At 39.2% G+C, this 25,039-nt stretch carries 27 protein-coding genes; 8 read left to right on the top strand and 19 right to left on the bottom strand.

Annotation, left to right across the window (positions count from 1 at the left end):
* Positions 1 to 17: 17 nt before the first annotated feature.
* Positions 18 to 1,379, top strand: coding sequence for an acyl-CoA dehydrogenase family protein (locus BM192_RS09585; protein WP_037442772.1), 1,362 nt, complete (start codon positions 18 to 20; stop codon positions 1,377 to 1,379).
* A 138-nt stretch (positions 1,380 to 1,517) separates the two neighbouring features.
* Complete coding sequence (locus BM192_RS09580; protein WP_037442796.1) at positions 1,518 to 2,651, top strand: TlpA disulfide reductase family protein; 1,134 nt, start codon at positions 1,518 to 1,520, stop codon at positions 2,649 to 2,651.
* Between the two features lie 156 nt (positions 2,652 to 2,807).
* Here the strand turns inward: BM192_RS09580 and BM192_RS09575 are convergent, their stop codons facing one another.
* Complete coding sequence (locus BM192_RS09575) at positions 2,808 to 3,266, bottom strand: RES family NAD+ phosphorylase (protein WP_037442771.1); 459 nt, start codon at positions 3,264 to 3,266, stop codon at positions 2,808 to 2,810.
* A complete protein-coding gene (gene parS, locus BM192_RS09570; protein WP_074590268.1) occupies positions 3,267 to 3,725 on the bottom strand; it encodes a type II RES/Xre toxin-antitoxin system antitoxin in 459 nt (152 codons plus the stop codon).
* Positions 3,726 to 4,244: 519 nt separating this feature from the next.
* Here parS and BM192_RS09565 point away from each other — a divergent pair.
* Positions 4,245 to 4,694, top strand: coding sequence for an ankyrin repeat domain-containing protein (locus BM192_RS09565; RefSeq protein WP_037442770.1), 450 nt, complete (start codon positions 4,245 to 4,247; stop codon positions 4,692 to 4,694).
* A 156-nt stretch (positions 4,695 to 4,850) separates the two neighbouring features.
* Here the strand turns inward: BM192_RS09565 and BM192_RS09560 are convergent, their stop codons facing one another.
* From BM192_RS09560 to lat, 4 genes are all read right to left on the bottom strand, one after another.
* On the bottom strand, positions 4,851 to 5,237 hold the full coding sequence (locus BM192_RS09560) for a hypothetical protein (RefSeq protein WP_037442769.1): 387 nt from the start codon (positions 5,235 to 5,237) through the stop codon (positions 4,851 to 4,853).
* Between the two features lie 384 nt (positions 5,238 to 5,621).
* Positions 5,622 to 5,918 (bottom strand): hypothetical protein, encoded by a 297-nt coding sequence (locus BM192_RS09555; protein ID WP_037442768.1) that lies wholly within the window; start codon positions 5,916 to 5,918, stop codon positions 5,622 to 5,624.
* 173 nt (positions 5,919 to 6,091) lie between these two features.
* The gene (locus tag BM192_RS09550) at positions 6,092 to 6,505 is read right to left on the bottom strand and encodes a hypothetical protein (RefSeq protein ID WP_037442767.1); all 414 of its coding nucleotides are present in this window, start codon (positions 6,503 to 6,505) and stop codon (positions 6,092 to 6,094) included.
* A 3-nt stretch (positions 6,506 to 6,508) separates the two neighbouring features.
* A complete protein-coding gene (lat, locus tag BM192_RS09545; protein WP_037442766.1) occupies positions 6,509 to 7,840 on the bottom strand; it encodes an L-lysine 6-transaminase in 1,332 nt (443 codons plus the stop codon).
* A 211-nt stretch (positions 7,841 to 8,051) separates the two neighbouring features.
* On the opposite strand from lat, the gene BM192_RS09540 reads away from it, so the two are divergent.
* The gene (locus BM192_RS09540) at positions 8,052 to 8,732 is read left to right on the top strand and encodes a hypothetical protein (RefSeq protein WP_037442765.1); all 681 of its coding nucleotides are present in this window, start codon (positions 8,052 to 8,054) and stop codon (positions 8,730 to 8,732) included.
* Between the two features lie 28 nt (positions 8,733 to 8,760).
* Here BM192_RS09540 and BM192_RS09535 read toward each other — a convergent pair whose 3' ends face one another.
* Together BM192_RS09535 and BM192_RS09530 are read right to left on the bottom strand one after the other, a co-directional pair.
* Positions 8,761 to 9,498 (bottom strand): SDR family oxidoreductase, encoded by a 738-nt coding sequence (locus tag BM192_RS09535; protein ID WP_037442763.1) that lies wholly within the window; start codon positions 9,496 to 9,498, stop codon positions 8,761 to 8,763.
* A 73-nt stretch (positions 9,499 to 9,571) separates the two neighbouring features.
* The gene (locus BM192_RS09530) at positions 9,572 to 10,138 is read right to left on the bottom strand and encodes a Crp/Fnr family transcriptional regulator (protein ID WP_037442761.1); all 567 of its coding nucleotides are present in this window, start codon (positions 10,136 to 10,138) and stop codon (positions 9,572 to 9,574) included.
* 235 nt (positions 10,139 to 10,373) lie between these two features.
* Here BM192_RS09530 and BM192_RS09525 point away from each other — a divergent pair, with 235 nt between their 5' ends.
* On the top strand, positions 10,374 to 11,354 hold the full coding sequence (locus BM192_RS09525) for a sulfite exporter TauE/SafE family protein (protein ID WP_037442759.1): 981 nt from the start codon (positions 10,374 to 10,376) through the stop codon (positions 11,352 to 11,354).
* On the opposite strand, the gene BM192_RS09520 is transcribed toward BM192_RS09525, so the two are convergent.
* The 5 genes from BM192_RS09520 to BM192_RS09500 form a co-directional block, all read right to left on the bottom strand.
* Positions 11,330 to 11,908 carry a hypothetical protein gene (locus BM192_RS09520; protein WP_139218424.1) on the bottom strand — a complete coding sequence of 193 codons (579 nt, stop codon included), beginning with the start codon at positions 11,906 to 11,908 and terminating at the stop codon, positions 11,330 to 11,332. The genes BM192_RS09525 and BM192_RS09520 overlap by 25 nt on opposite strands.
* Positions 11,909 to 12,180: 272 nt before the next feature.
* Positions 12,181 to 13,092 (bottom strand): EamA family transporter, encoded by a 912-nt coding sequence (locus BM192_RS09515; protein ID WP_037442755.1) that lies wholly within the window; start codon positions 13,090 to 13,092, stop codon positions 12,181 to 12,183.
* Positions 13,093 to 13,128: 36 nt separating this feature from the next.
* The gene (gene dapB / locus BM192_RS09510; RefSeq protein WP_170844852.1) at positions 13,129 to 13,935 is read right to left on the bottom strand and encodes a 4-hydroxy-tetrahydrodipicolinate reductase; all 807 of its coding nucleotides are present in this window, start codon (positions 13,933 to 13,935) and stop codon (positions 13,129 to 13,131) included.
* 6 nt (positions 13,936 to 13,941) lie between these two features.
* Complete coding sequence (locus BM192_RS09505; RefSeq protein WP_051760072.1) at positions 13,942 to 14,430, bottom strand: MarR family winged helix-turn-helix transcriptional regulator; 489 nt, start codon at positions 14,428 to 14,430, stop codon at positions 13,942 to 13,944.
* A gap of 358 nt (positions 14,431 to 14,788) precedes the next feature.
* A complete protein-coding gene (locus BM192_RS09500) occupies positions 14,789 to 15,331 on the bottom strand; it encodes a VOC family protein (protein ID WP_037442751.1) in 543 nt (180 codons plus the stop codon).
* Between the two features lie 396 nt (positions 15,332 to 15,727).
* On the opposite strand from BM192_RS09500, the gene BM192_RS09495 reads away from it, so the two are divergent.
* The gene (locus BM192_RS09495) at positions 15,728 to 16,624 is read left to right on the top strand and encodes a helix-turn-helix domain-containing protein (RefSeq protein WP_037442749.1); all 897 of its coding nucleotides are present in this window, start codon (positions 15,728 to 15,730) and stop codon (positions 16,622 to 16,624) included.
* 12 nt (positions 16,625 to 16,636) lie between these two features.
* Here the strand turns inward: BM192_RS09495 and BM192_RS09490 are convergent, their stop codons facing one another.
* Both BM192_RS09490 and BM192_RS09485 read right to left on the bottom strand, forming a co-directional pair.
* Positions 16,637 to 17,560: a helix-turn-helix domain-containing protein gene (locus BM192_RS09490; RefSeq protein WP_037442747.1), complete on the bottom strand. Its 924-nt coding sequence runs from the start codon at positions 17,558 to 17,560 to the stop codon at positions 16,637 to 16,639.
* Between the two features lie 51 nt (positions 17,561 to 17,611).
* Entirely contained in the window at positions 17,612 to 18,505 is an 894-nt protein-coding gene (locus tag BM192_RS09485) for an SDR family oxidoreductase (protein ID WP_037442744.1), read from the bottom strand.
* 303 nt (positions 18,506 to 18,808) lie between these two features.
* Here BM192_RS09485 and BM192_RS09480 point away from each other — a divergent pair, with 303 nt between their 5' ends.
* A complete protein-coding gene (locus BM192_RS09480) occupies positions 18,809 to 19,783 on the top strand; it encodes an NAD(P)H-quinone oxidoreductase (RefSeq protein WP_037442742.1) in 975 nt (324 codons plus the stop codon).
* A gap of 5 nt (positions 19,784 to 19,788) precedes the next feature.
* On the opposite strand, the gene BM192_RS09475 is transcribed toward BM192_RS09480, so the two are convergent.
* The 4 genes from BM192_RS09475 to BM192_RS09460 form a co-directional block, all read right to left on the bottom strand.
* The gene (locus BM192_RS09475; protein ID WP_037442740.1) at positions 19,789 to 20,367 is read right to left on the bottom strand and encodes a YdeI/OmpD-associated family protein; all 579 of its coding nucleotides are present in this window, start codon (positions 20,365 to 20,367) and stop codon (positions 19,789 to 19,791) included.
* Between the two features lie 71 nt (positions 20,368 to 20,438).
* Positions 20,439 to 21,968 (bottom strand): hypothetical protein, encoded by a 1,530-nt coding sequence (locus BM192_RS09470; protein WP_037442738.1) that lies wholly within the window; start codon positions 21,966 to 21,968, stop codon positions 20,439 to 20,441.
* Positions 21,969 to 21,992: 24 nt separating this feature from the next.
* Positions 21,993 to 23,432, bottom strand: a complete 1,440-nt coding sequence (locus BM192_RS09465) for a hypothetical protein (RefSeq protein WP_037442736.1) — start codon at positions 23,430 to 23,432, stop codon at positions 21,993 to 21,995.
* Between the two features lie 44 nt (positions 23,433 to 23,476).
* Positions 23,477 to 23,989 carry a papain-like cysteine protease family protein gene (locus BM192_RS09460; protein ID WP_037442734.1) on the bottom strand — a complete coding sequence of 171 codons (513 nt, stop codon included), beginning with the start codon at positions 23,987 to 23,989 and terminating at the stop codon, positions 23,477 to 23,479.
* Between the two features lie 203 nt (positions 23,990 to 24,192).
* On the opposite strand from BM192_RS09460, the gene BM192_RS09455 reads away from it, so the two are divergent.
* Complete coding sequence (locus BM192_RS09455; RefSeq protein ID WP_037442732.1) at positions 24,193 to 25,017, top strand: helix-turn-helix domain-containing protein; 825 nt, start codon at positions 24,193 to 24,195, stop codon at positions 25,015 to 25,017.
* The last annotated feature ends 22 nt before the right edge of the window (positions 25,018 to 25,039 follow it).

Below are 25,039 nucleotides of genomic sequence, written 5' to 3'. Positions count from 1 at the left end.
TTTATAAACAGCAGATTATGTCAGGAATATTCTCCAAAATTAGAAATGCTTATACGCTTTTTCAGAGTGTAGACTTCGACCAGCTTCAGGCGCTTTCTCAAAAAACCGATCTCAGTAAACTCGTCAAGGCCGTTGCCGGTCTGGATGAAACAAAGCTTGCAGGCCTGATGAAAATGGTCAGTTCAGGCAATCATAAAAAAGAACTTCCCCCGATCAATGGTGATTTTTATCATTTGGGTGCTGCTGCACTGGATGAAAGTGACCGGGAAGTTCAGCTAAAAGTAAGGGCCTTTCTGGAAAAAGAGGTTAAACCTGTTGTCAATGCCTACTGGCTTCGTGCGGAATTCCCGCATGAGCTGGTTCCTAAAATTGCAGAACTTAATATTTGCGGCCTAACCTACCAGGGATATGGCTGCCCCGGTAAATCTAATTTACTGGAAGGAATGCTCGCTATGGAAATGGCCCGGGTAGATACCTCTATGTCCACTTTTTTTGGTGTGCAGAGTGGCCTGGTAATGGGATCAATCTACCTGCTGGGTTCCGAAGCGCAAAAACAGGAATGGTTGCCAGACCTGCAGCAGTTCAAGAAAATAGGGTCATTCGGTCTGACTGAACCTGAAGTCGGCTCTGCTACTGCCGGAGGATTAACGACCACTGCAAAACGCCAGGGAGATAGTTGGGTATTAAACGGTCAGAAGAAATGGATTGGAAATGCAACCTTTGCGGACGTACTGATCATTTGGGCGAAAGATCTTGATGATAATCAGGTGAAAGGATTTTTGGTCAGAAAAGGAAACCCGGGCTTCACTGTTAAAAAAATGGAAGATAAAATGGCCTTGAGGATTGTGCAAAATGGGCTCATTACACTAGAAAACTGCGTTGTCGAAGAAGCAGACAGGCTGCAGGGTGCGAATTCCTTTAAGGATACAGCCAAGGTGCTGCGAATGACCAGGGCTGGGGTGGCATGGCAGGCCGTAGGTTGTGCGAGAGGAGCATACGAAAGTGCATTGGCTTATACCCGTACCAGAAAGCAGTTTGGTAAACCGATTGCCTCTTTTCAGCTTATCCAGAATCATCTGGTCGAAATGCTTTCCAACCTCACGGCTATGCAAACTTTGTGTTTCCGTCTTTCCCAGTTACAGGATCAGGGTTTATTAACCGACGAACATGCTTCGCTCGCCAAAGTCTTTTGCTCATTACGAACACGCGATGTGGTAAGCAGAGCCAGAGAAGTAATGGGTGGAAACGGAATATTGCTGGAATATGATGTGGCGAGGTTTGTTGCTGATGCCGAAGCCATCTATTCCTATGAAGGAACCAAAGAGATTAATTCATTAATTGTGGGCAGGGCAATTACCGGGTTTTCTGCGTTTGTATAGTAACGTATATATTATATAACAGGCTTATCAAGCAGCAAAGACAATTTTGCCGTCAGTAATTTATACCTTGCATTATCGTTATTTATATATATAATCCGGAATATGTTTTTAATCCTCCGGAATAATTTTACAAACCTGATGAATAAACTTTTTTTATCGCTATTACTGACCGCTCCGGCTTTTGCATTTGCGCAGCAGGGCGAATTCAAACTGAATGGCAAACTAGGTACTTTAAACGCACCTGCCAAAGCATACCTGACTTATATCAATGAGGGAGCTCCTGTTATAGATTCTGCAATTATCTCCAAAGGATCTTTTGCGTTCAGCGGCAAGGTAAACGGACCGACGATGGCCCGGATTATTATTGACCATAAAGGAGTTGGCCTACAACAGCTGGACCGCTCTGCAGATAATGCTATCGTATATCTGGAGGCAGCCAATATCAGCATTGCTTCGAAAGATTCAGTAAAAAATGTAACTGTAACAGGTTCGAAGCTGAATGACGAGAATAAGGTTTATTTGAAAGCTATTGAAGCTCCTTTAAGCGTGATGAAAGCTGTTGACGCTGAGTTCACCTCATCTCCGGAAGAGAAGCAAAAAGATGAGGCTTACCGGAATGCAATGGGCGCACGTTTCGAGAAAGCAGAAGAAGATATGAAAGTGGTTCAGAGAGCTTACATCAAAGCTAATCCGAATTCCTTTTTTAGTTTACTTGCGTTGCGTGAAGTAACCGGACAGCCAATCAATGTGGCAGAAGTTGAACCGGTATTTAAAGGTTTATCCGAAGATGTAAGAAACTCTCAGGCTGGTCTTGATTTCGCTAAACAAATTGATGCAGCCAGATCTACTTCGGTAGGCGTAACTGCACCTGATTTTACACAGAATGATGTGAATGATAAACCGGTTAGCTTATCCAGCTTCCGTGGAAAATATGTACTGCTCGATTTTTGGGCTTCCTGGTGTGCTCCATGCCGCCATGAAAACCCGAATGTAGTTGCGGCGTATAATAAATTCAAAGATAAGGGCTTCACCGTTTTAGGTGTCTCCCTGGATCGTCCGGGTAGCAAAGAAGCCTGGTTAGGCGCTATTCAGAAAGATGGATTAACCTGGACACAGGTATCCGATCTGAAATACTGGGATAACGAAGCAGCGCAGCTCTACGGCGTTAAAGCGATTCCTCAGAACTTCCTGATCGACCCTGCGGGTAAGATCGTTGCAGCGAACCTGAGGGGTGAAGAATTGCATGCCAAGCTTGCTGAGCTGATCAAATAATCATAATAATATTTTTGCTGAAGGGCTGATCTGTATTTCATAGATCAGCCCTTTTTTTTGCCGGTACATCTCTAACTATTCCCTCATTAATTGATAGAGTATAGATCTACTTTTTATTGTTAATGCTTAAAAAAAAACACTGATATAAAACAGATTTTAAATTAGACGTCTATCAACGGGTATCTTAATCACGTTAATTACCTCAATCAGATCGTGATATCCGGGGAATAGAGGATCCAATAATATGTTATACTCTGATTGATTGACCGCCGACTTAACCTTAATTCCGAATAATTTATGATCGGAAAATAGTTGGTCTCCTATAATTTTACATGCTAAGTTATCTTTATCGAGCCAATCTTTTGGATAGTCAGACTCGGGAATTTGATATATCAAATCGTCTTTGTTAACACTAATTTCTATAATATATAGATCCTCTGGAGTTTCTTCCAGATCAAAGTGTACAAGATTTTCCAAAAATGCCAAGGACGAGTTTTCGGAGGTGTAAAGTACATAAGTCCCCTTATCGTTCCATCGTCCACCCGCTCGGAAGGCTCCCATGCCGGATAAGTCTTTAATCCTTTTTTCGGACTTTACTATTCTATAAACATGCACCTAGGAGTAGACCCCTTCCTCTATCCGTGTCAAGACATCTTCGACCATACCTATTCCTGTCGGAGTAGAAAAAAGAGATAAGGGGGTTTCGCCATGAAGCGCATTGTTAGGTTTAGAAAGCCATCTTTGGACTTTTTCCTTATCATCAAATACTTGATAGGTATGCTCCAGAACCCTTGCAACCTCGATTACCAAAGATGATGTCCTTTTATCGAGTTTATCGTCGGCTTGTTTCCTTTCAAGCGTTTTTATTGATAAGTTCAAAATATCCTCTACGAAGCGTTTTTTGGACATCCCCGTAAAACTGATTACCGACTCCGCTGAAGCCTTACTTATGCCAGTTCTTGAGAGTAATATGAGGTCGTAATAGTTCTTTATCGAAATACCCAACGATAATGCCCCACCAAGTAGGTCGCTAATTCCAGGAGTGCGTATTTTTTTTTTGTGAGCTAAATCCATGTTGCGACATTTTTATCAAAAGTAATTATTATTGTCGCTATATCCAATTGTTAAATAGCTTTTTATATTGAAGGGACCGATTTATTTCAGCACTTTATTTGCAATCTTTATGTAACGGTAACATGTAGCAATTGGTAGATGTAATCTTTTGGCTATCTCTGAAATTGAAGATCTAAATTTTGATCTGCAGTCCTTACCCTTGCGTAGCCTATTTTCATATAATTTTTATTATCAAAAACTCATTAATCAAAATATAAAAAACATTTCGGTTTACGGAATAGGTTTATGATAATCGGCAAAAAGAGAAAAGATATTTCAGGGTTAGTGAGGATAGGTTTGATTTTTTTAAAGGCATCAGTTTATGGTAGAGAAAAATTATCAAAAAAGGAGGGAATAGTGATCGAAAACTAGGCAATACACAAAAAACCCAATTTTACTAATATTACTTTTGTTGTAATGATGGCTAATTTGAGTTATTTTTGATAAAAGCTACACTATTCCTCTCTAAGCGATAAACATATGCTGCAGCCTGAAACACATGATATTAATAAATCTATTATTAGATTAATTCGGGCATCGAGTAAAGGTGATATCGACAGAGTTATAATACTAATACAAGATAGTACATTGGTTAACGGGAAGGATCAGTATCAATTCACGCCACTAATTTGGGCCTGCCGTAAAGGGCATCTTCAAGTAGTGAAAGCACTAATTGACGCCGGAGCTAATAAGGAAATTAGAGATTTAAGAAACCGAACGGCTTTCTTCCACGCGGTAACATTTCTCAGATATGAAGTTGTATCCTTTCTCGCGGAAAAAGAATGTAATGTTAACCCAGTTGATATTTACGGTTGGACGCCTCTAGATTTCGCATTAACAAATCATAATACTAAAGTTGCAAATTTAATCAAAAAGTTAGGGGCATCATCTAACCGAAACACAGATCAAGTTGTAAGCAAAATTGATTAACTGTTTTTAGATAGCCTTAGCTTGTGTTTGATTCCGACATATTTTGCATCTTAAGATTATATTTAGGGCTAATAAAGAATATTATTACTATGGTTTTTCTCAAAAGCAGAAGTATCATTATACGGTGGAATTTTAATCAACGCTAAATATTTGCAATTAAATATTAGGAATTAAGTTATGCAGAAAATCCTCAATTTCCGCTTTAGACTTATACCCTCCATTGATCTCTGGATCCGCGATTTCAAAAACAATGTCTTTTATTAACTCATTTTGAAACTCGATCCTTTCACTTAAGGTAAAGCAATCACAAATATAAGCTAAGGCGGGTGAAGAAATATTTCCGATCAAGACTTCACTTAACAATTTAATGGCGGCATTGCTGTCGAGCAATATTCTTTCATCCTCATGAAAATGCAAGTTTACAGTTGCTCCGACCTTTTTCATCAACCGCAAATAGTCATCAACTTCCATCTCAATATTTTTCTGGACATCTACACCAGACACTTGACCTTTAATTAATTTATTTATAATTGATGAATTCATGACGATATACTTTACTAATTTTTTGATCTTCAATATCTCCTTGTCACAGGAAACTATGAGATTAATTTTCAATATAGTAGTATTTGACGAGAACGTTCCAGTGCCCTGATTGAGTATAACAATGAGATTTTGGAAACTTGATGTGTAATTATTAAATAACGGTCGTTTTGTAAGAATTAAAATCTATAAGGTGGCAAAATGCGTTTGAAAAATCATGCAATTTATCATCAAGTTTTTCCTGACTGAAAAAGTTATACACTAGGTCTTATGATCGTTTTCGTTGATACGGTGTTGAGCGGGTGTTGATACGGTGTTGAGTCGGTTAGCGGGTATATCAACACCGACTCAATACCGTATCAATACCCTCTCAATATGCTTTTAACATCAAAGTGCCCTATACTGGATGCCCATCGATATCCCATGGCCTTGCAGGAAACCATTATTCAGCTCTTTGTAAAGCTTAATGCAGCCAGTTTTAGAAAGTTCTTTTCTAATATCTATGATTCTCTCCAGCACAATCTGCTCCTCTATAAAGTGTAGTCGAACACTTCTTAAATGACTATACCAAGCCTGTCGGGTATAACCAAATGACGCGCAAAGGTTATCAATACTATAATATTTGCGCGTACCCTTAAGTTTCAGGATCACTTGATAGCAGCTTTTTTTTAAGATCTGTACCATACTCTTCCTTTAATTGGACGTTCGTTTTCTTTACTCATTTTTCTGCGATGAAAAACTTTCTTATGTAAACTCATTTCAGGAATGGATAAGCAAAACAAGCTGAAACCGGAAAACCCCTACCTTCCGTAACAAAAGAAAAATAGGGGCTTTCAGCAAGTTGTATTTCCAGAAAACTAACTTTGGTTCCTGAACGGATATTTAATCAGGCTTACATTGCCGATTGGGCTCTTCTCGTAGACAGCGACACAGGAGGCATTATATGCAGGGTCAAAATTTACATTACCCGGGCTTAGGTCAGTAGGAAATTTACTGCCTTCCATAAAAAAATAAACTTTAGTTACACCCCCTTTATGGTGAGGTTTAAAGTTACCGAATATCTCCATATCCTTCCAGATGGAATCCTTCACTGTTACAGAAAATACGTATTGTATAGGGCCGGTATTATTTTCATTTCTGTATTTTGCTTTTTCTGTAAATCCCGCCTTCAGGTCATCTGCACCAGGTTGAAAAAAAGTGCCTTTTAGCAACCAGCCAAAAAGGACCACGGAAAGCAGGATCAGGAAAATATTCGTTTTGCTGGTTTTCATTTATCAGAATGTGTTTAAAATTTTTGTCATCACCTCAACTCCTTCGTCAATATGGGAATTTTCAATAATCAACGCCGGACGGAAGCGAATGGTATGGGAGCCGCAACCTAAAAACATCACATTATTATCCATTCCTTTTTTAATGAAAGTATTACGCATTTCTGTATCCGGAAAATCGAAGGCTGTTAACAAGCCTTTTCCACGGATATTAGTCATCTGGCCGAATTTGGCAGATAAATCGTGTAAACGGTCTTGTAAATAACGTCCGCTTTTTGCCGCTTTCGCACACAGGTCGTCTTCTTTTACAATTTGCAGGATCTGTGTGGCCCGGACCATATCGACAAGATTACCACCCCAGGTGGAATTGATTCTTGAGGATACCCGAAACACATTGCGTTCTACTTCATCGACTTTATTACCAACCAGAATCCCGCAGACCTGCATTTTCTTTCCAAATGCCAGGATGTCGGGTCTCGCTTTTTCGCTGAAATGCTGGTGACACCAGAATTTACCCGTAAGTCCGACGCCCGTCTGTACTTCATCATAGATTAAAAAGGCTTCATTCTCATCGGCTAATTCACGTAACTGAATCAAAAACTCTTCACGTAAATGATTGTCTCCGCCTTCGGATTGAACGGGTTCGATAATAATCGCACAAATTTCATCTTTATATTTTGCAAAAGCATCTTTAACCTGCTGAATGGAAGTTTCTTCGGTCTGTATTGCCGTATCCAGATTCTCCTTCTCCAGCGGAAACTTAACCACAGGGGTACTCACTCTCGGCCAGTCAAATTTGGCAAACCATTTGGTCTTATCCGGAGAAGTATTAGTGAGGCTTAAAGTATAACCGGTACGTCCATGAAAAGCATGTTCAAAGTGCAGAACTTTAAAACCTTTCTCTTCTTTATATCCTTTGGCGAAGTTCTTCTGTACTTTCCAGTCCATTGCCACTTTAAGTGCGTTTTCGATAGCAAGACCACCACCTGCAATGAAAAAAGCATGCGGCAAATAGTCAGGGATGCCAATCTCACCGAATGTTTTTACAAATTGTGCGTACTGCTGTGTATAAACATCGGAATTTGATGGATTTGCCAAAGCAGCCTGAAGCAGGTTATCTTTGAAAGCTTCATCATTGATCATTTTCGGGTGATTATATCCTAATGGAACGGATGCGAAACAAGTAAAGAAATCCAGTAATTTCCTGTTCTTTCTGGAGTCGTAGATATAAGCGCCCTGGCTTTGAACCATATCATAGGTTAATTCATATCCATCTGCTAAAATATGCTGGCCTAGGGTTTCATTTACCTGATCCGGAGCTACTGTAAGTTGGTACATAATCAATGGTTTTGGTTTATCTCAAATGTACTAAAATGCCCTTATTTATCAAATCTAGTGGGTTTTTGACGAAAAAATCAGATAATCGTAGTTTAAACTGTTTAAAGTGTGATTTTGAAATGGAAACAGATTTGGTCTGATATGCAACCAGGTGATTATTGTGTGGCTAACCGATTGTTACATGTAATTATTGATTATATTAGGAATAACAATGGAAAACGAAATTCACAATGAATTTGAAGCCTTAGGATATAAAATAATCTTGTCTGGTTATGCATTGGTATATTTAGACGAAGTATACACTTTATACAGCAAGAGCAAAGGAACTCCACTGTATGAAAACCTGAGGTTTCAATGCGAAATGCTCATTAGCGAAATGTATTATAGAAACGAATTGTTTGAGAAAAGCTGGATAATAGACTTCACGCTAATAAATGATTATTCTATAGACTATCCTGCTTATTTCAATCTTATCGGACGTGTCAAGGATACCGCTATAATTCTGGATAGAGTAGTGGAGATTAAGCCCTTTATTTTTGCATTTTTAACCCAAACTAGTTGTTCCTGGGAGGGTAAAATTCCTGTATTTGGCTGGTATGCTAAAACTTATCCGGATGACGACCAGAATTCTTCATCAATTTTAGCATCTTCTGTCAACGATCTCGCTTTGGAAATGGGAGCTAACTTGAATGCATCTCAGTCTTACAAGGAAAACGTGATTTCGTTAGTGAAGGAGTGGGAAAGGGCAGGTGACGCTCTACATCAATTTATCTTGTCATATAAGCAGGCCGGGAATGAAGAAAAACAGGCGCTCTTAGAGAAATACTTTAAAAAGGAAACATTAAAGTTTTATACCGACTACGTAAATAAGTACTACGTGGATAAACTTTAATGTTTGCTGTTAAGTCTTTTTTGCCGTGTTACCAGGCTATTTCTCCAGTTTCCGGGTTACTTTCCTCACTGAAAAATTTTCCGGTTGGACCATTATGATCCAGCAGCGCATATTTAATGATACGTTTGGCCGCGTCTTTAACTTCGCCTCCTTTGTAATTAGTGAAGTCGGTTTTTGTATAACCAGGACACACTGCGTTTATTTTAAAAGCTGTGGCACGTAACTCATAAGCCAGGTGAACAGTGTACATATTCATTGCTGCTTTCGAGGATGCATAAATAACATATTTTCCGTAATCATACGCAGGCCAATGCGGATCGCTTTGCAGTGTCAGAGACCCTACACTGGTACTTACATTTACTATTCTGGGTTCAGTCGATTTTTTCAATAATTCAATGAAAGATTGGGTGACGCGCACCACACCATATACATTGACGTCAAATACTTCGCTATAATTCTCCGCCGAAGTTTCGAGTGCGCTTTGTGTGACGATTCCGCTGATACCTGCATTGTTTATTAGAATGTCCAGATGTCCCTGTTCTTCTTCGATAATCTTTTTTGCAGATAAAATGGTGTTTGGTTGGGTAACATCAATTTCGATCGCTTTGATATTTTCGTAGCCATTTTTACTCAATTCTTCCACAATGTCATTTCCTTTTTCAAGATCCCTGCTTCCCAGATAAATGAACAGTCCTTCTTTGGAGAGTTCCTTTGCTGTTTCTAAACCAATTCCTTTATTGGCTCCTGTAATTAATACCGACTTCATCTTTTCGTTTTTTGTATAATACAAAACTGATGTTTATGGAAGAGACATCATTTACCATATGGTAAAAACTGGTCTAGCGAATGTTTTTTCTTATTCTGCTTAATGATTGTTGCGTGACACCCAAAAATGAGGCTATATAAGCCAAAGGGATACGATTCGCGAATGACGGATAGTTTTTCAGAAATGCCAGGTAACGTGTTGTCGCATCTTGTGAAATCACGGGGCTCTTTCTGGACTTTTGATACAAACACTGCTGAACCATCTTATTTTTAATTACGTCCCAGCCAACAATTGTATTAGAGAGCTCTTCCCAATCTGTTTTTGAGAAAACTATTATTTTGCAGTCAGTACAGGCTTGCAGATACTCTGATGAAGCTGTATTTGCTTCAAAGTTCGGATAATCAACCACAAGGTTGCCTTTGCCAATAAAACAACGGGTAATTTCTTCGCCTTTGTTGTTGTAATAGCAACCCCGCATTACTCCCTCTAAAACAAAGCCAACCCGTTTTGGAATTAATCCTGCTTCGGAAAAATAGGCGTCTTTTTTAAGGTCTAAAATAGCAGTTTTCGATTCAACAAGTTCGATTTGTTGTTTGTTAATATTACCGATCTGTAAAATATAATCTGTCAACTCCTGCATAGCTGCAAGTTAAGGAAACAAAATTTGGATGAATTTACCATTTGGTAAAAAGAATTGAGAAGAGCGGCTTCTAACCATTTTACCACTTTTAAACCTGGCAGATAGAGATGATATAAATAAAGTCTACTGTATTAGTATTCTTTATTTATATATTTGCTTTCATTGAATGCGCTGGTATTGAAGTCTTAAGGTTTCCTCATCTCATTCGATACTGATCTTACCCACTTTTAAGCGAATGAATACATTAGAAACTGAGCCGAAAGCAGCTGCACCGTTAAAAAACGATATTGATGTTAATGATGATGGGAAATCAAGTAGATCGGCTGGTTTATATTGGAAAAGAGTCGCGAGCAGATGTTTATTTGCGCTGGGTTTTATCTTTGTTGGTCATGTGATCGCATCAATTTATCCACTGACTAACCTCTTCGACCTGTCAAAATCTGTTTATTTGGGCCTAAATCTTCAAGCGGGTTTCGGCTGGATGCTCCTTGCTGGTTTTGTTGCACAGATGGTTGACGGCGCCTTAGGAATGGGGTACGGGGTCATCTCTACTACTGTACTGTTATCTACAGGTGTAAATCCTGCAGCGATCAGCGGAAGTATACATACTGCAGAGATGTTTTCCAGTGGAGCCTCTGGATTCAGCCACTATAAGTTCGGAAACATCAATAAAAAATTATTTAAGACTCTTTTGGTACCGGGCGTACTCGGTGCGATCATCGGAGCAACCTTGCTGGTATATTTAGGAGAGACTTATGGAAGTTGGCTGCGGCCAGTGCTGTCAGTTTATACTTTATTGCTGGGTGCAAGGATATTGTTTAATGCATTCAAGAAAAAGCAAGCTTCAAGAAAGGTGAAAAATGCAGGTTGGCTTGCAGGAGCTGGAGGATTTCTGGATTCTTTTGGCGGCGGCGGGTGGGGGCCACTCGTTACGAGTACGTTGATCGCAAAAGGTAAAACCCCCAGGTATATCATTGGTACCGTAAGTTTGACAGAGTTCTTTGTCACCTTAGGTAGCGCACTTACTTTCTTTTTATTACTTGGAACCAGTCATATCCAGACTATTGCCGGCCTGATTATAGGTGGTTTGCTTGCTGCTCCCATTGCAGCAAGACTTGCAGGAAAACTGAATTCTAAGGTGATGCTAATCGCAGTTGGATCACTTGTTATAGCTTCCAGTTTGTTTACGCTTTACAGGGTATTAGGAAAATTATAACCGTCCTCTTCCAATTGTTTTAAGTGAGCTTCCAGGAGTTTTATTTTACTTAAATACTGTATTTTGTAATATAGATGTCCCAATGCTAGTGAGGCGATAGTTAATAGCCCACAGATTAGCAATGTATTATCCAGGGAAGTGGCCCCGTTAATAATCATTAACTTAATTACCGCATAATAAAATATGGGATAAAGGAACAGGTAAGTGAGATTAAATGTAACATAAAATTTTTTAAAGTCGATGATCGTATTGGTAAGCTTTTCTTTCAGATTCCCATTGTTGTCTAGCGTAAATATCTGCAATTGCCGTTTTAATACCCGTACAGTTACAAGGCAATAAATCACTATAACTGCCATATAAGCCGCTGATGTAGCTACATTAGATAGAGCCGCTCCATCAGAACTGATTTTATTGGGCATAAAAGATATTTTGACTATCATCAGCAATAAAAAGGGGATAGTCAGCCCCTTCAGCATCTGGAATGTAGTCTTATTAGAGTTACTCCAATAAGCCGATTTTTTTTGTAAGTCATCTAAAATGTCTGTCGTTTCCATAATCATTTAGTCTTTATTTATGCAATAAGTCAAATGATAGGAACAAAAATTACAAGAATCCAAAATTAATTTTGAATTGCAGCTGCTGAGCTTGTTTTAATGCGAAAGATTAATGCTTCCCGTTTTACAACCCTTGCCTTACCTATTTCCTGGTATTTTTATTATCAAAAAATTCCACTAATCAAGACAAAGAAATTTTGATTAGTGGAATGATTATATGATGATGATTCTGATCGCAAGCGATTGCCAAAATAGAAGGTAATAAAGGATAATTAAACTGCCTGATCAGATGACGATGAATTCTGTAGGTTGTTTTTCAATCTGTTCTGTTTCACAAAATTCATCCAGATAATTGCAGAAAGCATAACTGTTATACCTATCAGTTGCTTAATGGAAATATTCTCTCCCAAAATTAAATGAGCCGCTAGGATAGCTACCGGTAGCTCAACGGTCATTAAAAGTCCACTTGTCGGTGCTCCAATTTTAGGCATGCCAATTGCAAATAAGACGGGGGGCAGGATTGTACCAAAAAATGCCAGGAAAAACCCCCATCCTAATAGTTCCATTCCAAAATGATTATCAGATACTAAGGTTGCAAAGTTGAGTAATAATATAGAAATTGCTGAGCCTGTCATGACCCAGGCACTTTTATTTTTCCAGCTGATCTGTTTTCCGAACCGGCTATTAGCAACGATATATACAGCATAAATTAAAGAAGCTGCAGAAACATATAAAACCCCTAATATGGACAATGTAACATCCTGCTGAGTTGCCAATCCACTTGCAAACATTGTTCCTAGTAGAATAATAATGGTTATTGTGATTTCTAATACAGTTGGTTGTTTTTTGAAAATAACCCATTCAATAAGTAAACTCAACCAGGTAAACTGCATTAGTATTACAATAGCAACGGAAGCCGGAATGTATTTGACAGATACATAATATAAAAAGGTCGAAATACCAATCGCAGCACCGGTGAAAAGCAACTTAGGAAGTTCAATTCTTTTAACAGGATTTCTTTTCGAAAGGCAAACGATTACCCATAGAACAACTGCTCCAAGAAATGCCTGGATAAAAGAAATTTCAGCGGCATTAAATCCACGGTTGTAAGCTAGCTTTACAAAGGATGTGAGTATACCAAAGCTCATAGCACCGCCCAAAACCATTAATGCGTATTTATTCATTTATATCGCCCTAGCTAGATTAGTTTAATCTTAATTCTATAATTTTAAATCCATTACTGAATCAAGTCCTCTTTTAAAGCCTTTGAAAGTGCTAACTTTTTCAATTGCAATTAGTGCACCTTTCACATAAGGTTCTGCACCGGCACCCGAATCATGTCTTATAGTTAATTTTTCATCTTTTAATCCAAAAATAGCTTCAATGGATATAACATGCCCTGGAAGCCTGATGGAATGCACTTGCACTCCGTCCAGATCAGCGCCCCGGCTTGCTTTCTCTCCAACCAATTTGTCTTCGGAAACATGGACATTCGGTCTGCGTTTTTCAGATAAACGATGTGCTAATTCCCTCGCCGTACCGCTTGGAGAATCAATTTTGTCTTCGTGGGCATAATCAAGAATTTCGAAATTAGGGATATAATTGGCTGCGATTTCCGCAAATTTCTGCAATAGGACAACAGTAATTGCAAAATTTCCTACGGCCAATACAGAAGTATTATTTTCTTCAGTTGCTTTCTTAATCTTTAAATAGTCATCGGCAGTCAATCCTGACGTTCCTATAACTACGCTTTTCCCTTTCTTTATTGCTGCTGCTATATTGATTTTAGCGGCCTCCGGTTTGGTATATTCTACAAGAACGTCAAATTCGATCTCATTAAGTGCTGTTTCAATATTATCAAAAATTGGAATATGTGCTTCGCCTAAATCAAGAATTTCTGCTAGATTTTTGCCCGCATGAGTACGGGATAACACACCTGTCAATTGCATATTTGGATGCCTGAACACCCCTTTGCTTAGTTCGGAGCCGGCCCAGCCCGTTCCTCCCGCTATGAATACTTTAATCATGATGTCTTAGTTAGTTTTTAAGTTTCTTAACGTTCTGTCTTTATAGCTGCTTTCTTTAAACTTTTGTTCAATACTACCCAATGCAGTTAGAAATTCGGGGCTGTCTTCTAAAACTTCTTTCATAGTTTGAATACATGCTTCCCAATACTCCTCTAATAATGGCAATGCATCATATGCTTTTGCAGAAAGAGTCAGAATTTGTTTTCGGGAATCTATATCGTCTGTTTTAGCCACTACATATCCCTTCTGCTTCATATTATTGAGGATTTTTATAATAGCAGGATGGGATAACTGTACTCGGTCTGAAATTTCTTTAATATTCAATGCCTCATGTTCTTTTAGCAATAAAAAAATAAGGTGCCAATTAGGTTCAATATCTACGCCTACAGATTTATAGAAATCTTTAGTGCTATATAAGAGCAAGTCACTAAGCCTTTTCAGTCTGCTGGTTAACCCTGCATATTTGATCTCCGATAAAAAGTCATTCTTAATCATAAAATATATAACTGGTTATACAAATGTATAAAATAAATGTATAACTGGTTACATGTTTACTGGTTTAATCTTTAGAGTTTTTTCAGATGAGTGAAAGAAGAATAAAATGATTTTCTTATTCATTCGCCTATATGAATATCTTTATTCGAAAGCCCTAAAAAAAACGGTCATTTTTCGGGAATACAGAGTTCACACCCTTGCGTACCCTAGTTTCCGGGTATTTTTATTATCAAAATGGGGAACAATGATAATGTCAAATTAGTAACGGCCAGTGAAAATTTCTGAGAAAATAAAAAAGATAAAAACTGGTTCTTCAATATGTCTTCGATAAGTTTTCGAATTCAGGCAGTATCTTTTATTATTCGCCGTCAAAATCGTTGGTGACCAAGGTCGCCATCAGGTCAACACCTGCTTTATTGAAATAAATGATCTCCAGGTAATGACCTAGCATTTCGCGCATGTCGACATAACAATACTTGGTTAAATCTTTTATCCCGGCTGACATTCTCACTTCAAAACCTTTGGACTCAAGTGCCGCTATAGCATTGTTATAACCGTCTAAATCATCATCGTAACGCACTCCAACATGGTGAAATTGCAAATCAAATTTATCCTTTGATAATTTTTCACCATAAAACTCTAAAAGCGGACCTCCTGTTGGCTGGATAATCTCCAGATCGAAGTTACCGCCATTTGCCCAGGCCGCATGGAATTTGCAATCGGTTGTGGTTTGTCCTTCAAAGACCTGGTCAATTGGTACAAGGTCACGTATTACCATGAATTTTGGAATGTCAAATTTTGCCTTTAATAAATCTTTAGCCTTGTCAAAATCATTGGTTACCCAGCACATTTGGAATGTTTTCGCCCAGATGTCCGTAATGGGCATTAAGTCGTTTTTCATAAGTATGATGTTTAAATATTATGCAATTTACCCATCAACCTACACCGGTAAAAATTATAATATTGTCTGATTCAAACAATTTATTGATAGAATCAAATATTCTATTAAAGATTTAGTTTGTATTTACACTAGTGGCTATAAACATTTATCAATATGAATTGAGTAAGCATTATATCTGTAATTTGCTCCAGATAATAATCTGAATTAGTTAAAACCAGTTGTTCCTGTTTATACTAAGAAATCACTAAATTACTTGTTGATTATTAGTGTTTTATAGATACGCCCAGGCGTAAAACTGGCAGACGTCCGGATGTTAAAAATTCTTGATTACAATGTTTTGCAAACAGGTATCCGTAACTAAATTGCCACCTGAATAATACGTAATATCAATGCCTTATGAAACAACGGGAAACCCTCGAAGATTTTTTTGAGGAAAAACTTAAACGCGATGTCTGTTCTCTGTCGTCGGATGAAGTTCAGTTTAACTTATTGACTTTTGCCGACTGTCTTGAGAAAAATATCAGATACAGGCGTCGCGATTATTTTAAAGTAACTTATACTACCGGACACCACATCATTCATCACAGTGACAGAAGTTACGAAGTGAATGGGCCAACAATGGTCTTCTTTAGTCCAGAAATACCCTATACTATCGAAAGCCCGAACTACTGCGAAAAAAACAGCCGGTATTTCATTTTCAGGGAAAGATATTTTAGCGAATATTTTAGGAGGAACATCAAAGATTTTCCATTTTTCAGCCGTACGCATAACGGTGCTTTTGCTTTAGACGATGCGCAAGAGAAAAAAGTCGCTATGCATTTTGAAGAAATGCAACAGGAACTCGCTTCTGACTATATTTTTAAACATGACCTGATCAGGCAACATATCGCAGAACTCTTACATATGGCTTTAAAGCTTACGCCGGGGCATAGTGCACTTGAACATGTAGACGCAAATGTCCGGCTAACAGCAGTATTCACAGAACTTTTGGAACGTCAGTTTCCAATAGAACCACCATTCAAACTGCGCTTTGAAATGAGGTCGCCCGGTGATTATGCGCAAAAGTTAAACGTTCATGTAAATCATCTTAACCGCGTTTTAAAACTTACTACAGGAAAAACCACATCCCAGCATATTTCAGAGAAGATGGCGGTTGAGGCAAGAATATTATTAAAGCACAGTCAGTATAACATTTCAGAAATAAGTTATAGTCTGGGCTTCACTAACACTACTCACTTTAACCATTTTTTTAAAAGGCAAACGGGATCTTCCCCTAAAACCTTCAGGGTTTAATTAGTTAGCACCTCAGTCAATGGGGGTGTGAAATTCTCTGAATTTGAGGGGCGATAATTTTGTTTTTAATTTGAATAATTTGCTAAATGATTGTGAATGTTCGAAACCTAATTCGTAAGCGATCTCACTGATGGACATATTAGTAGAACCCAGCTTCTCTTTAGCTTTCGCTATCAGTTTCTCATGAATGTGCTGCTGGGTATTTAAGCCGGTCATCAACTTTAGAAGTGTACTGAGATAGTCAGACGATAAATGCAATCTTTCCGCTAAGTGATGTACTGTAGGCAGGCCTCTGGCAGCAGCCCGACCATTGAAATGATCTTCTAACAACACCTCCAATTGATCAAGTATTTGATAATTACCCATTTTACGGGTGATAAATTGGCGGTTATAAAATCTATCAGCATAATTTAGCAGCACTTCAATATAAGATACCACTATTTGCTGACTGAATTTGTCAATATTCTGTTGGCATTCCTGACGTATATTTTGCATGGTGCCCAGTATAATTTCTTCTTCTTTTTGCGATAAGAAAAGTGCTTCCCGAACAGAATATCCGAAAAATTCGTGACGTTTTATTGTCTTCGCCAATGCCATGTTCCATAAAAAATCTGGGTGTACCAGCAAGATCATGCCCGATTTTTCAGCATTTTCATTTTTCGATTCGATTCTGAAAGCCTGTCCCGGAGAAATAAAAAACATCGTACCCTCATCGAAATCATAGTCTTGTTGCCCGTAAATGATTTTTGCATCCAGATTCCTTTTTAATGCAATGAAATAGAAATCATTTACCCAGACAATATCATTATTTTCAGGAGAAAATTTAATCAATGAATAATCAAAAAGGCTGACCAAAGGATGTTCTGGTTTAGGTAATCCCCTAAGGCGGTGATATTCCTGAATAGATTTGATTCTGGTAATTTGTTTATTTAACATAATTCGGCCCTTTTATTATCAATACTATTTTCATAATTGATCGGATTGAAATCATGAGTTAAAATAAATGTCTCCATTAAGATTGGCAATAAGTCCTGGCATAACCGGCTGCCACCCTAATGATTCCTGTGTTATCTTGCTTGAAGCATGAATGTCCATAGCTGCGAAGTGCGCAAAAGTTTCAAAATGAGTTGCTGATTCTTCTTTGTTTTTCGATACTACCGGAACATTCAGTCCTTTGCCAATTGCCTCTGCGATGTCCTTAAACAAGATACCTTCTTCACTTACGCCATGATAACGGGTACCGCCTTTGGCAGTCTTTTCAAGTGCCAGCACAAATAATTTTGCAGCATCCAAACGGTGAACTGCCGGCCAGCGATTGCTTCCTTCTTCTGTATAAACGGAAATACCCTTTTGACGTGCAATCTTTATAAGCATAGGAATGAAAGCATGATCGCCTTCACCATGCACTGACGGAGACAGGCGAACTATTGAAACGTTGACGCCCCGGGCAGCCACAGCATCTACAGCCCGCTCGGTAGCAATACGCGGGTTTTGTCCCGCTGCTGGTATTTCTGTTTCATCCACTAAACGACCGCGGGTAAGTAATCCAATTGCTGAGGTAATGATCATGGGCCTCTGCGAACCGGCGTAGACATCGCCGAAAGCTTCAATTATCTTGCGGTCATTTTCCGAACTTTCTTTAAATTTAGAAAAGTCATGGTTGAAAGCTGTATGGATTAAACCATCTGCAGCGGCTGCTCCATTTTTCAGACTTTTCAGGTCTGTCAGATTACCACGATGGGACTGAACACCGACAGCGGCTAAAGCTTTATCTGATTCTTCATTTTTAGAAAGACCGATAACCTGATGGCCTTTTTTGATTAATTCCTGAACGACGGCCGATCCTACAAAGCCGGTAGCTCCTGTTACAAAAACTTTCATAGATAATTATTTATTTGAGATGATGATACAAATATCCGGATCAATTAAACGTCAGGGTTAGCCAAATCCCGGCATCTTGTAGCCAAAAACATAAATGATGTTAATGCTGTCATTTATGGATAAAACTACCATATTATTGTGTTAGATAATTATAATTGGTGAGGGGCCCAATTTTCCTTTCTTAATTGCAAAATGGTTCTTATCGAGTCAAAATGAATTTAAATTGAAACAGTATTTTTGAGTGGCTGTTTCTGATAGGTAAGATCACATTTTTATTTAGCATTAATTTAAAAAATACCTGATATGAAAGCAATCGTATATGAGCAGACCGGTGGTCCTGAAGTTCTGGATTGGAATGAATACCCAACGCCAGTACCTCATGCAGATGAAGTGCTTATCCACGTTAGAGCGGCCGGAGTTAACCGTCCCGATGTCTTCCAGCGTAAGGGAGGTTATCCTGCACCGGCAGGTGCTCCTGCGAATATTCCGGGTCTTGAAGTGGCTGGAATCGTTGTCGGCTGCGGCCCCTCTGTAAAAGAATGGAAATTAGGTGATGAAGTCTGTGCCTTGTTAAATGGCGGAGGGTATGCAGAATATGCAATTGCCAGGGAACGTCAGTGTCTTCCAAAACCTAAAGGGCTCGATTTTATTCAGGCAGCCAGTCTGCCAGAGACGCTGTTTACCGTTTGGTCTAATATTTTTGAGAGAGGAAATCTTCAGCCGGGAGAGAAATTATTAATTCACGGTGGCAGCAGTGGAATCGGGATCACAAGTATCCAGCTGGCAACTGCTTTGGGTTTTAAAGTTTATGTTACGGTGGGCAGTGAGGAAAAAGGGCAGGAATGTTTAAGTAAAGGAGCAATTCGTTTTGTCAATTATAAAACGCAGGATTTTGCTGTCGAATATGCGCAGGAGGGTATTGATGTGATCCTGGATATGGTTGGCGGAGATTATCTGAATAAGAATGTGAATATTCTAAATCCAGACGGGCGGGTGGTGTATATTAATTCGATAAAAGGTGAGGGAGTTTTAGACCTTGCAAAGGTGATGGTTAAACGCTTAATTATAACTGGTAGCACACTTCGAAGCAGACCATACGAATTTAAGAAAAAACTGGCCGGGGAAATCTATAAAAATGTATGGCCGGTTATCGAATCAGGTAAATTCGTTCCCGCAATATTTAAAACTTTCCTTATTTCCGATGCAGCAGATGCTCACCGTTTAATGGAAAGTGGCGAGCATACAGGGAAAATTGTATTAACTAACCTGGCTGACTGAAAGGGTTAATCGTTTAACCCTTTACCGCTGAGAATTTGAGGTATATATTTCTCAACTCTTGCCTCACGGGTTTTGGGCTGTTTTGCTGCGGAGAAGTGTAGCAGATAAGCCTTTTGCCTTCCCGGAGTTAATGCATTGAATGCTGCTTTTAAAGCAGGGATCGTATCTAATTTACTTTGAAACTCATGAGGGATAACGAATTCTTCTTTCGGATTAAAAATTACTTTTAAACCGGACTTTTCAACTTCTATAGCTTCAAAAATATACGCCTTCAGCATACTTTTTAGCTCGACTATTTCCCGGACATCGCTAAAGCGGATCTGCCGGGCCGACTGCGTATTTTGTGTTTGCTGGATTAGAATACCTTTCTCATCATTTAACAATACACCCTTGAAGAACAAAAAAGCACAGTATTCTTTAAAAGCATGAATCAGGACGATGTTGTTATTCTGAAACGTATAACATGGAACGCCCCATTTTAATTCCTCGGTTAGTTGGCAGTCGAGTGCAATCATTCTCAATTGCTCCTGTTCTTCCTTCCATTTTTTTGCCTTATTAAAATAAAAATCAACTTTAGGATTCATATTCCTTTATTAAATGAAGTGGTTTTGTGCCAGCCTGATACTAATATACGATAATCAGCACAAAAATTAGCTCAGTTGTCCCAAGACAATGTTGGGTCGGGAGCCGGACATCCCGGAACTTTATTGCATATAAAAGCAAGAAGCTCAATTTCTGAACTGGTGGCAATTGTGACCGGTGGAGCTGGTGCAGTATTTTCTGGCATTTTAATACCGATCGATGCGATAGTTTTGGGTGACCACTGAGCTTTGTAAAATCTTGATATGGCTGGTTTAGCTAAATTTGCCGTCTTCATGAACCGGGAATTAAACATGATTTTTTGAGCTGATATTAATCTGCTTTCATCAGGAAGGGTTCTTTCTTTTAACAGTATTTCTTTTGTTTTAAAAAGCTGTTCATTCCTCTTTTTAGTAATCAAGTCAGTTTGTACCAGCATGGTCGTCCTTACGGAGGGCTTAAGTTTTTGAAATAGGAAATCAAATAGTCTTATTTTGCCTCCGGGTTCTATCGGCGCCGTACTTTGTGTTTCGACACTTAGTTTTCTTATGAAAATTATTTTTTGCGGAAAGGCTGGTAAATTACCACCTCCCGTCCCATCGGAAAGGGGAGGCGATGCTGCCGGGAGTTTCCAGAATGGCTGCAATAAAAAGTCATTATAATGCAGCCATTCGCGGATAATATCCACAACAGTGTATTCAAAACGGACGGTACTGATGTCAATGTGTTCATCATTTATTTCGTATAAGTTTTTAAGTCTTTCCGGAGCTTGTCGGACTAAAGACTGCACTTCAGATCTGTCTAAACTTATTTCATGCCATCCTGTTTCATCTTCGAAAAAGTTGACTGGAGAAAAATATGTCGGTATGTAATTTAATTCATTTGCCAGGTGATCGATTGACGTCGCTTTGGTGAAAAGTTCATATTCCAATTTCAGATCCGCAATTGTTTTAGTTGGTGATGCCGCAGAAAGAGCAAGAAAATCACCAAGGTATTTTTCCACCTGAGACCTTTTACCTGCGGTTTCCCAGTTTAAAAGGTTTCTTTCAATATCCGTTTTTAGCGTTGATTCCTCATTGATCCATTTTGTTTTGAGCTCTTCTGCACCGTCTCCGGTTGCGTTTTTATAGGCTAATTCCCGGTTTTTATATTCGCTGATTGCAATTTTATAAAGCTGTTCATACTTGTCGTAGTTGGCCAGATAAGTGGTTTGCTCACCACTTTCAAGTTCTATGGCCTGATTTAAAAATGCTATCGCTTTCAGAAATCGTTCTTCCTGTTCCGGCCCGCGTGTATTATTCGCGGGTATCGCGTATTTCAGCGTGTCATAGTATACGTCCTCCAGAGCGGCTGAACTAGGTTTTATAAAATCATCGACTTCAGAAACAAAATTAAAAGTATTAGCAAAATCAAACATTTTGATCGCTGTATCAATAGGACCGATACCATACTTATCCGGCTGCATAAAATAAAAGTTTTCTTTCGCCACTGGAAATGATCCATTCTGAAAAGCCAGAAATTTGTTTGTTTCTTTATTCCCTTGTTTGTCTGTTTCAAAGATCAACTTCAATTTTGTAATTAATGCAATTGCTACAATCGGTGTCATATGATATCGTTTTGATAAATATTGCTAATCAAATTTGGCATTAGGGTCGGGATTAGGACATGTGCCTACCAGGCGGTTGACGAAACCCAGTAATTGTATGCCTTTGCAAGAAATACCCTGGCCGGTATCCTCCGAATGAAAATCATGGACTTCTTCGCCACGGGAGTAACCGCCTTTTAATCGGAGCGGACCCCAGCCTGCAGACGCGCTTGCATTAAACTGACTGCGAAAACTACTTCCTTCCCAGGCACTTTTGTCAAAGGTAATTTCAAGATCCTTTGCAAAAATGGCATTTGTAGAGTAGGCTATAAAACTTCCGTTTGGAGGATTTCCTCCATCAGATAGCTGTGGGTTTCCAAATGACCAGGTTCCCGGATCGAGTTTCCATCCCCGGCAGGAAAAAAGTTCTGTACCGAACCACGGCCGCATTATTTTTACCTGGGTCAATCCAAATTTCATTGAATAATGAGAAGTCTCAACACTGTTATGTGTCTTTTCAGTTTTACGGTCGGCCGAGGCTTTTGCACCCCAAAGACCAAAGTTCGCACCTCCGCCAACATTCCAGGCGGTGGTCGTCTTATCGGAATGACTTGTATATTCATTCTCTGAAAATGAAAAATCCATCCAGCTTTGTTTATAAAAATTAGCGGGGTATAAACGTACAGGGTGGAAAGTAAAGTCAATCATAGATTCTGTGAAAGCCGCCCGTTCGTAAACATCCCGTAACTCTGCAAACCACGATGCCATACTCCGTCCTGTAACCTGAGCGATATAGGCCTGCATGTCTTCTACCTCATTTTTATATCCGGCACCTGTCCAGCTGTTCATGGATGCTTTAACCTTGTTCCGGTAGATTGGTGCATTAACCGAGAAATCCATTACAGCCGTTTTGTCATCGCTTGTAGCCGCATTTATACGTTTTAAATTATATAAAAGTGCAGCTTCCTCATATGCATACATTTTTTCGGTATAGGCTTGAAGAACAGGTCCTTCAACAACACTGCTTTTTACTTCATCTGTAACCAGGTTCTTCTCCTCTTTGATGGTGTAAAGCAGTTTTTTAAACTTATCCATCTTTTCCTTTTCTGTGTCAGTGGGCGAGAGATTGGTGACCTTGGCGAACTTTAAAATATTTCCATAGATTTTACTCAGCCTTTCCTGACTGTTACGATCCATAGTCTGGCTCTGATCTGCATCGTAAATTGCGGTAGGATCGGGTACCAGGTCAGAAAACATAGCGAAATCTGCCGCCTGCATAACCAGTTTACGAACTTCGGTGGCATCTTTTCCGTTAAACCCTTTTTCTAAAAATTCAAAATCACTCTCTGAAAAAGGCATTCCCGGCATAATCCAGGACACGAAATTATTTCTGTTTGCAGGAGCATAATCATCACCACCGGTGATTATTTCATTAAGTTTTCCAAGTGTTGCCTTGATTAAATCATCACTATTAAAAATTGCCATTTTGCTTTTTGTTAAGTGTATATTCGGTTAGTTGGGATCGGAAGTTAAAAGTGCATCACCTGGATACGGGGTGCACCATCGACTGCCTCAAACTTTGAAGCAAAACTTTCAAAGGATTCGCTGTATTCACTTCCGGTGCCAGGGTCAATGATATTTAGTGAGACATTTCCGAATCCATCAGTTTCGATACCATTAATGACGCGGGCGTGAATGGCGAAAAATTCACTTTCATCCTCATCGTCAATAGCGATGACGGGGCCGTAGCTGACCAGTAAATTGTAGATTCCTTCCGGAGAATAACATTGAGGATATTCTATCGTCATTCCACTGGCCGAAGCGAAATCTTCATGGTCTTCTGCGGAAAGTCCTTCCCGGTTATCAAAGAGGTCCCGGTACTTCTGACCTGCAATGTCCATTGCTGTTTCAATTGTATAGCTTTGCTGATCCCTCCATGACAGGAGCATGGTTGCAACAGTAGCCCAGCAGGCCATTCCGTTTGGCTGCTGAATGGGAGAGATATATCCCTCCACCTGATAATTGTTGATCGTGGTTGACATAGTTGAAGGTGTTAAAGGTTGATTGTTTTATGGATTTTTGAGATAACTAATTCAAATTTAGTTGCTTATGTAACCTGAAACATAGTACAAATGCGACATCTTATCTAAGGAGGAGTCTTTAGGAAGATGGCGGTGTTTTTTTGGTTACTTTTAATTATTTGTTTCGTAACTTGTTTATTATCAGTAGTATTCATTATGTAGTTATGTACCATACATTTTATGAACCTCAACCTGCCTTACAGGAGTATATCAGTGGGGTTTTCGTGCTTGATATAGATTTTACTTTGCCCGGGAGCCTTTCACCAATCTATACCTTTGTTCCATCCCATACGCGTTTCATCTGTTTTTATTTGCATGATCAGGTCAAAGTGAGAAAGCAGAATGGTGAATTTATTGCCCGTGAACGTGCAATAATTATAGGGCCGCAACTAACGCCTGTTACACTGGATTTAGGTAAAAAGCATCAGACTGTAATCGTCGTTTTAAAGCCCTGTAGCATGTATCGCCTGCTTGGAGTGCCGCTGGAGGAAATCGTAGACAGGGATTTTGATGCCAGACTTATTTTGGGGCGTGAAATTGATGAAGTCCTGGAAAAGTTGATGGAGGCCAGAACTGATCAGGATAAAAACGAAGTGGTTCAGAATTACTTTCTTTGTAAGCTCTCCGAGCTTAAACCCGCCCTGCCTTTTGATCGGGCAATGTTACAGCAGGTGAATGCTATGGGGAGTTTGTCTATGGATTATCTGGCTTCACAATCATGTCTCAGTGTAAGGCAATTCGAACGGAAATCACTGGAACGTATAGGGCTTCCTCCAAAATTGTATGCCCGTATGATCCGTTTTACGAATGCTTATAGATTTAAGGAAGACTTCCCTCATATTACCTGGAATGAAATTGCATACCGCTTTGGTTATTTCGATCAGATGCATTTTATCCGCGATTTCAAATATTTCGCAGGGTTTATCCCGCATTTGCTAAAGAAAGAAGATTTAGCCACATCCGTACGCTTTCAAACCCTCGCAAACTAATCTGGTAATACCCGATGCTTCT

The organism is Pedobacter antarcticus (assembly GCF_900112985.1).
Taxonomy (GTDB): Bacteria; Bacteroidota; Bacteroidia; order Sphingobacteriales; family Sphingobacteriaceae; genus Pedobacter; species Pedobacter antarcticus.
The sequence above is the reverse complement of the archived record's forward strand: the minus strand, read 5'-3'. Positions and strand labels throughout refer to the sequence as shown.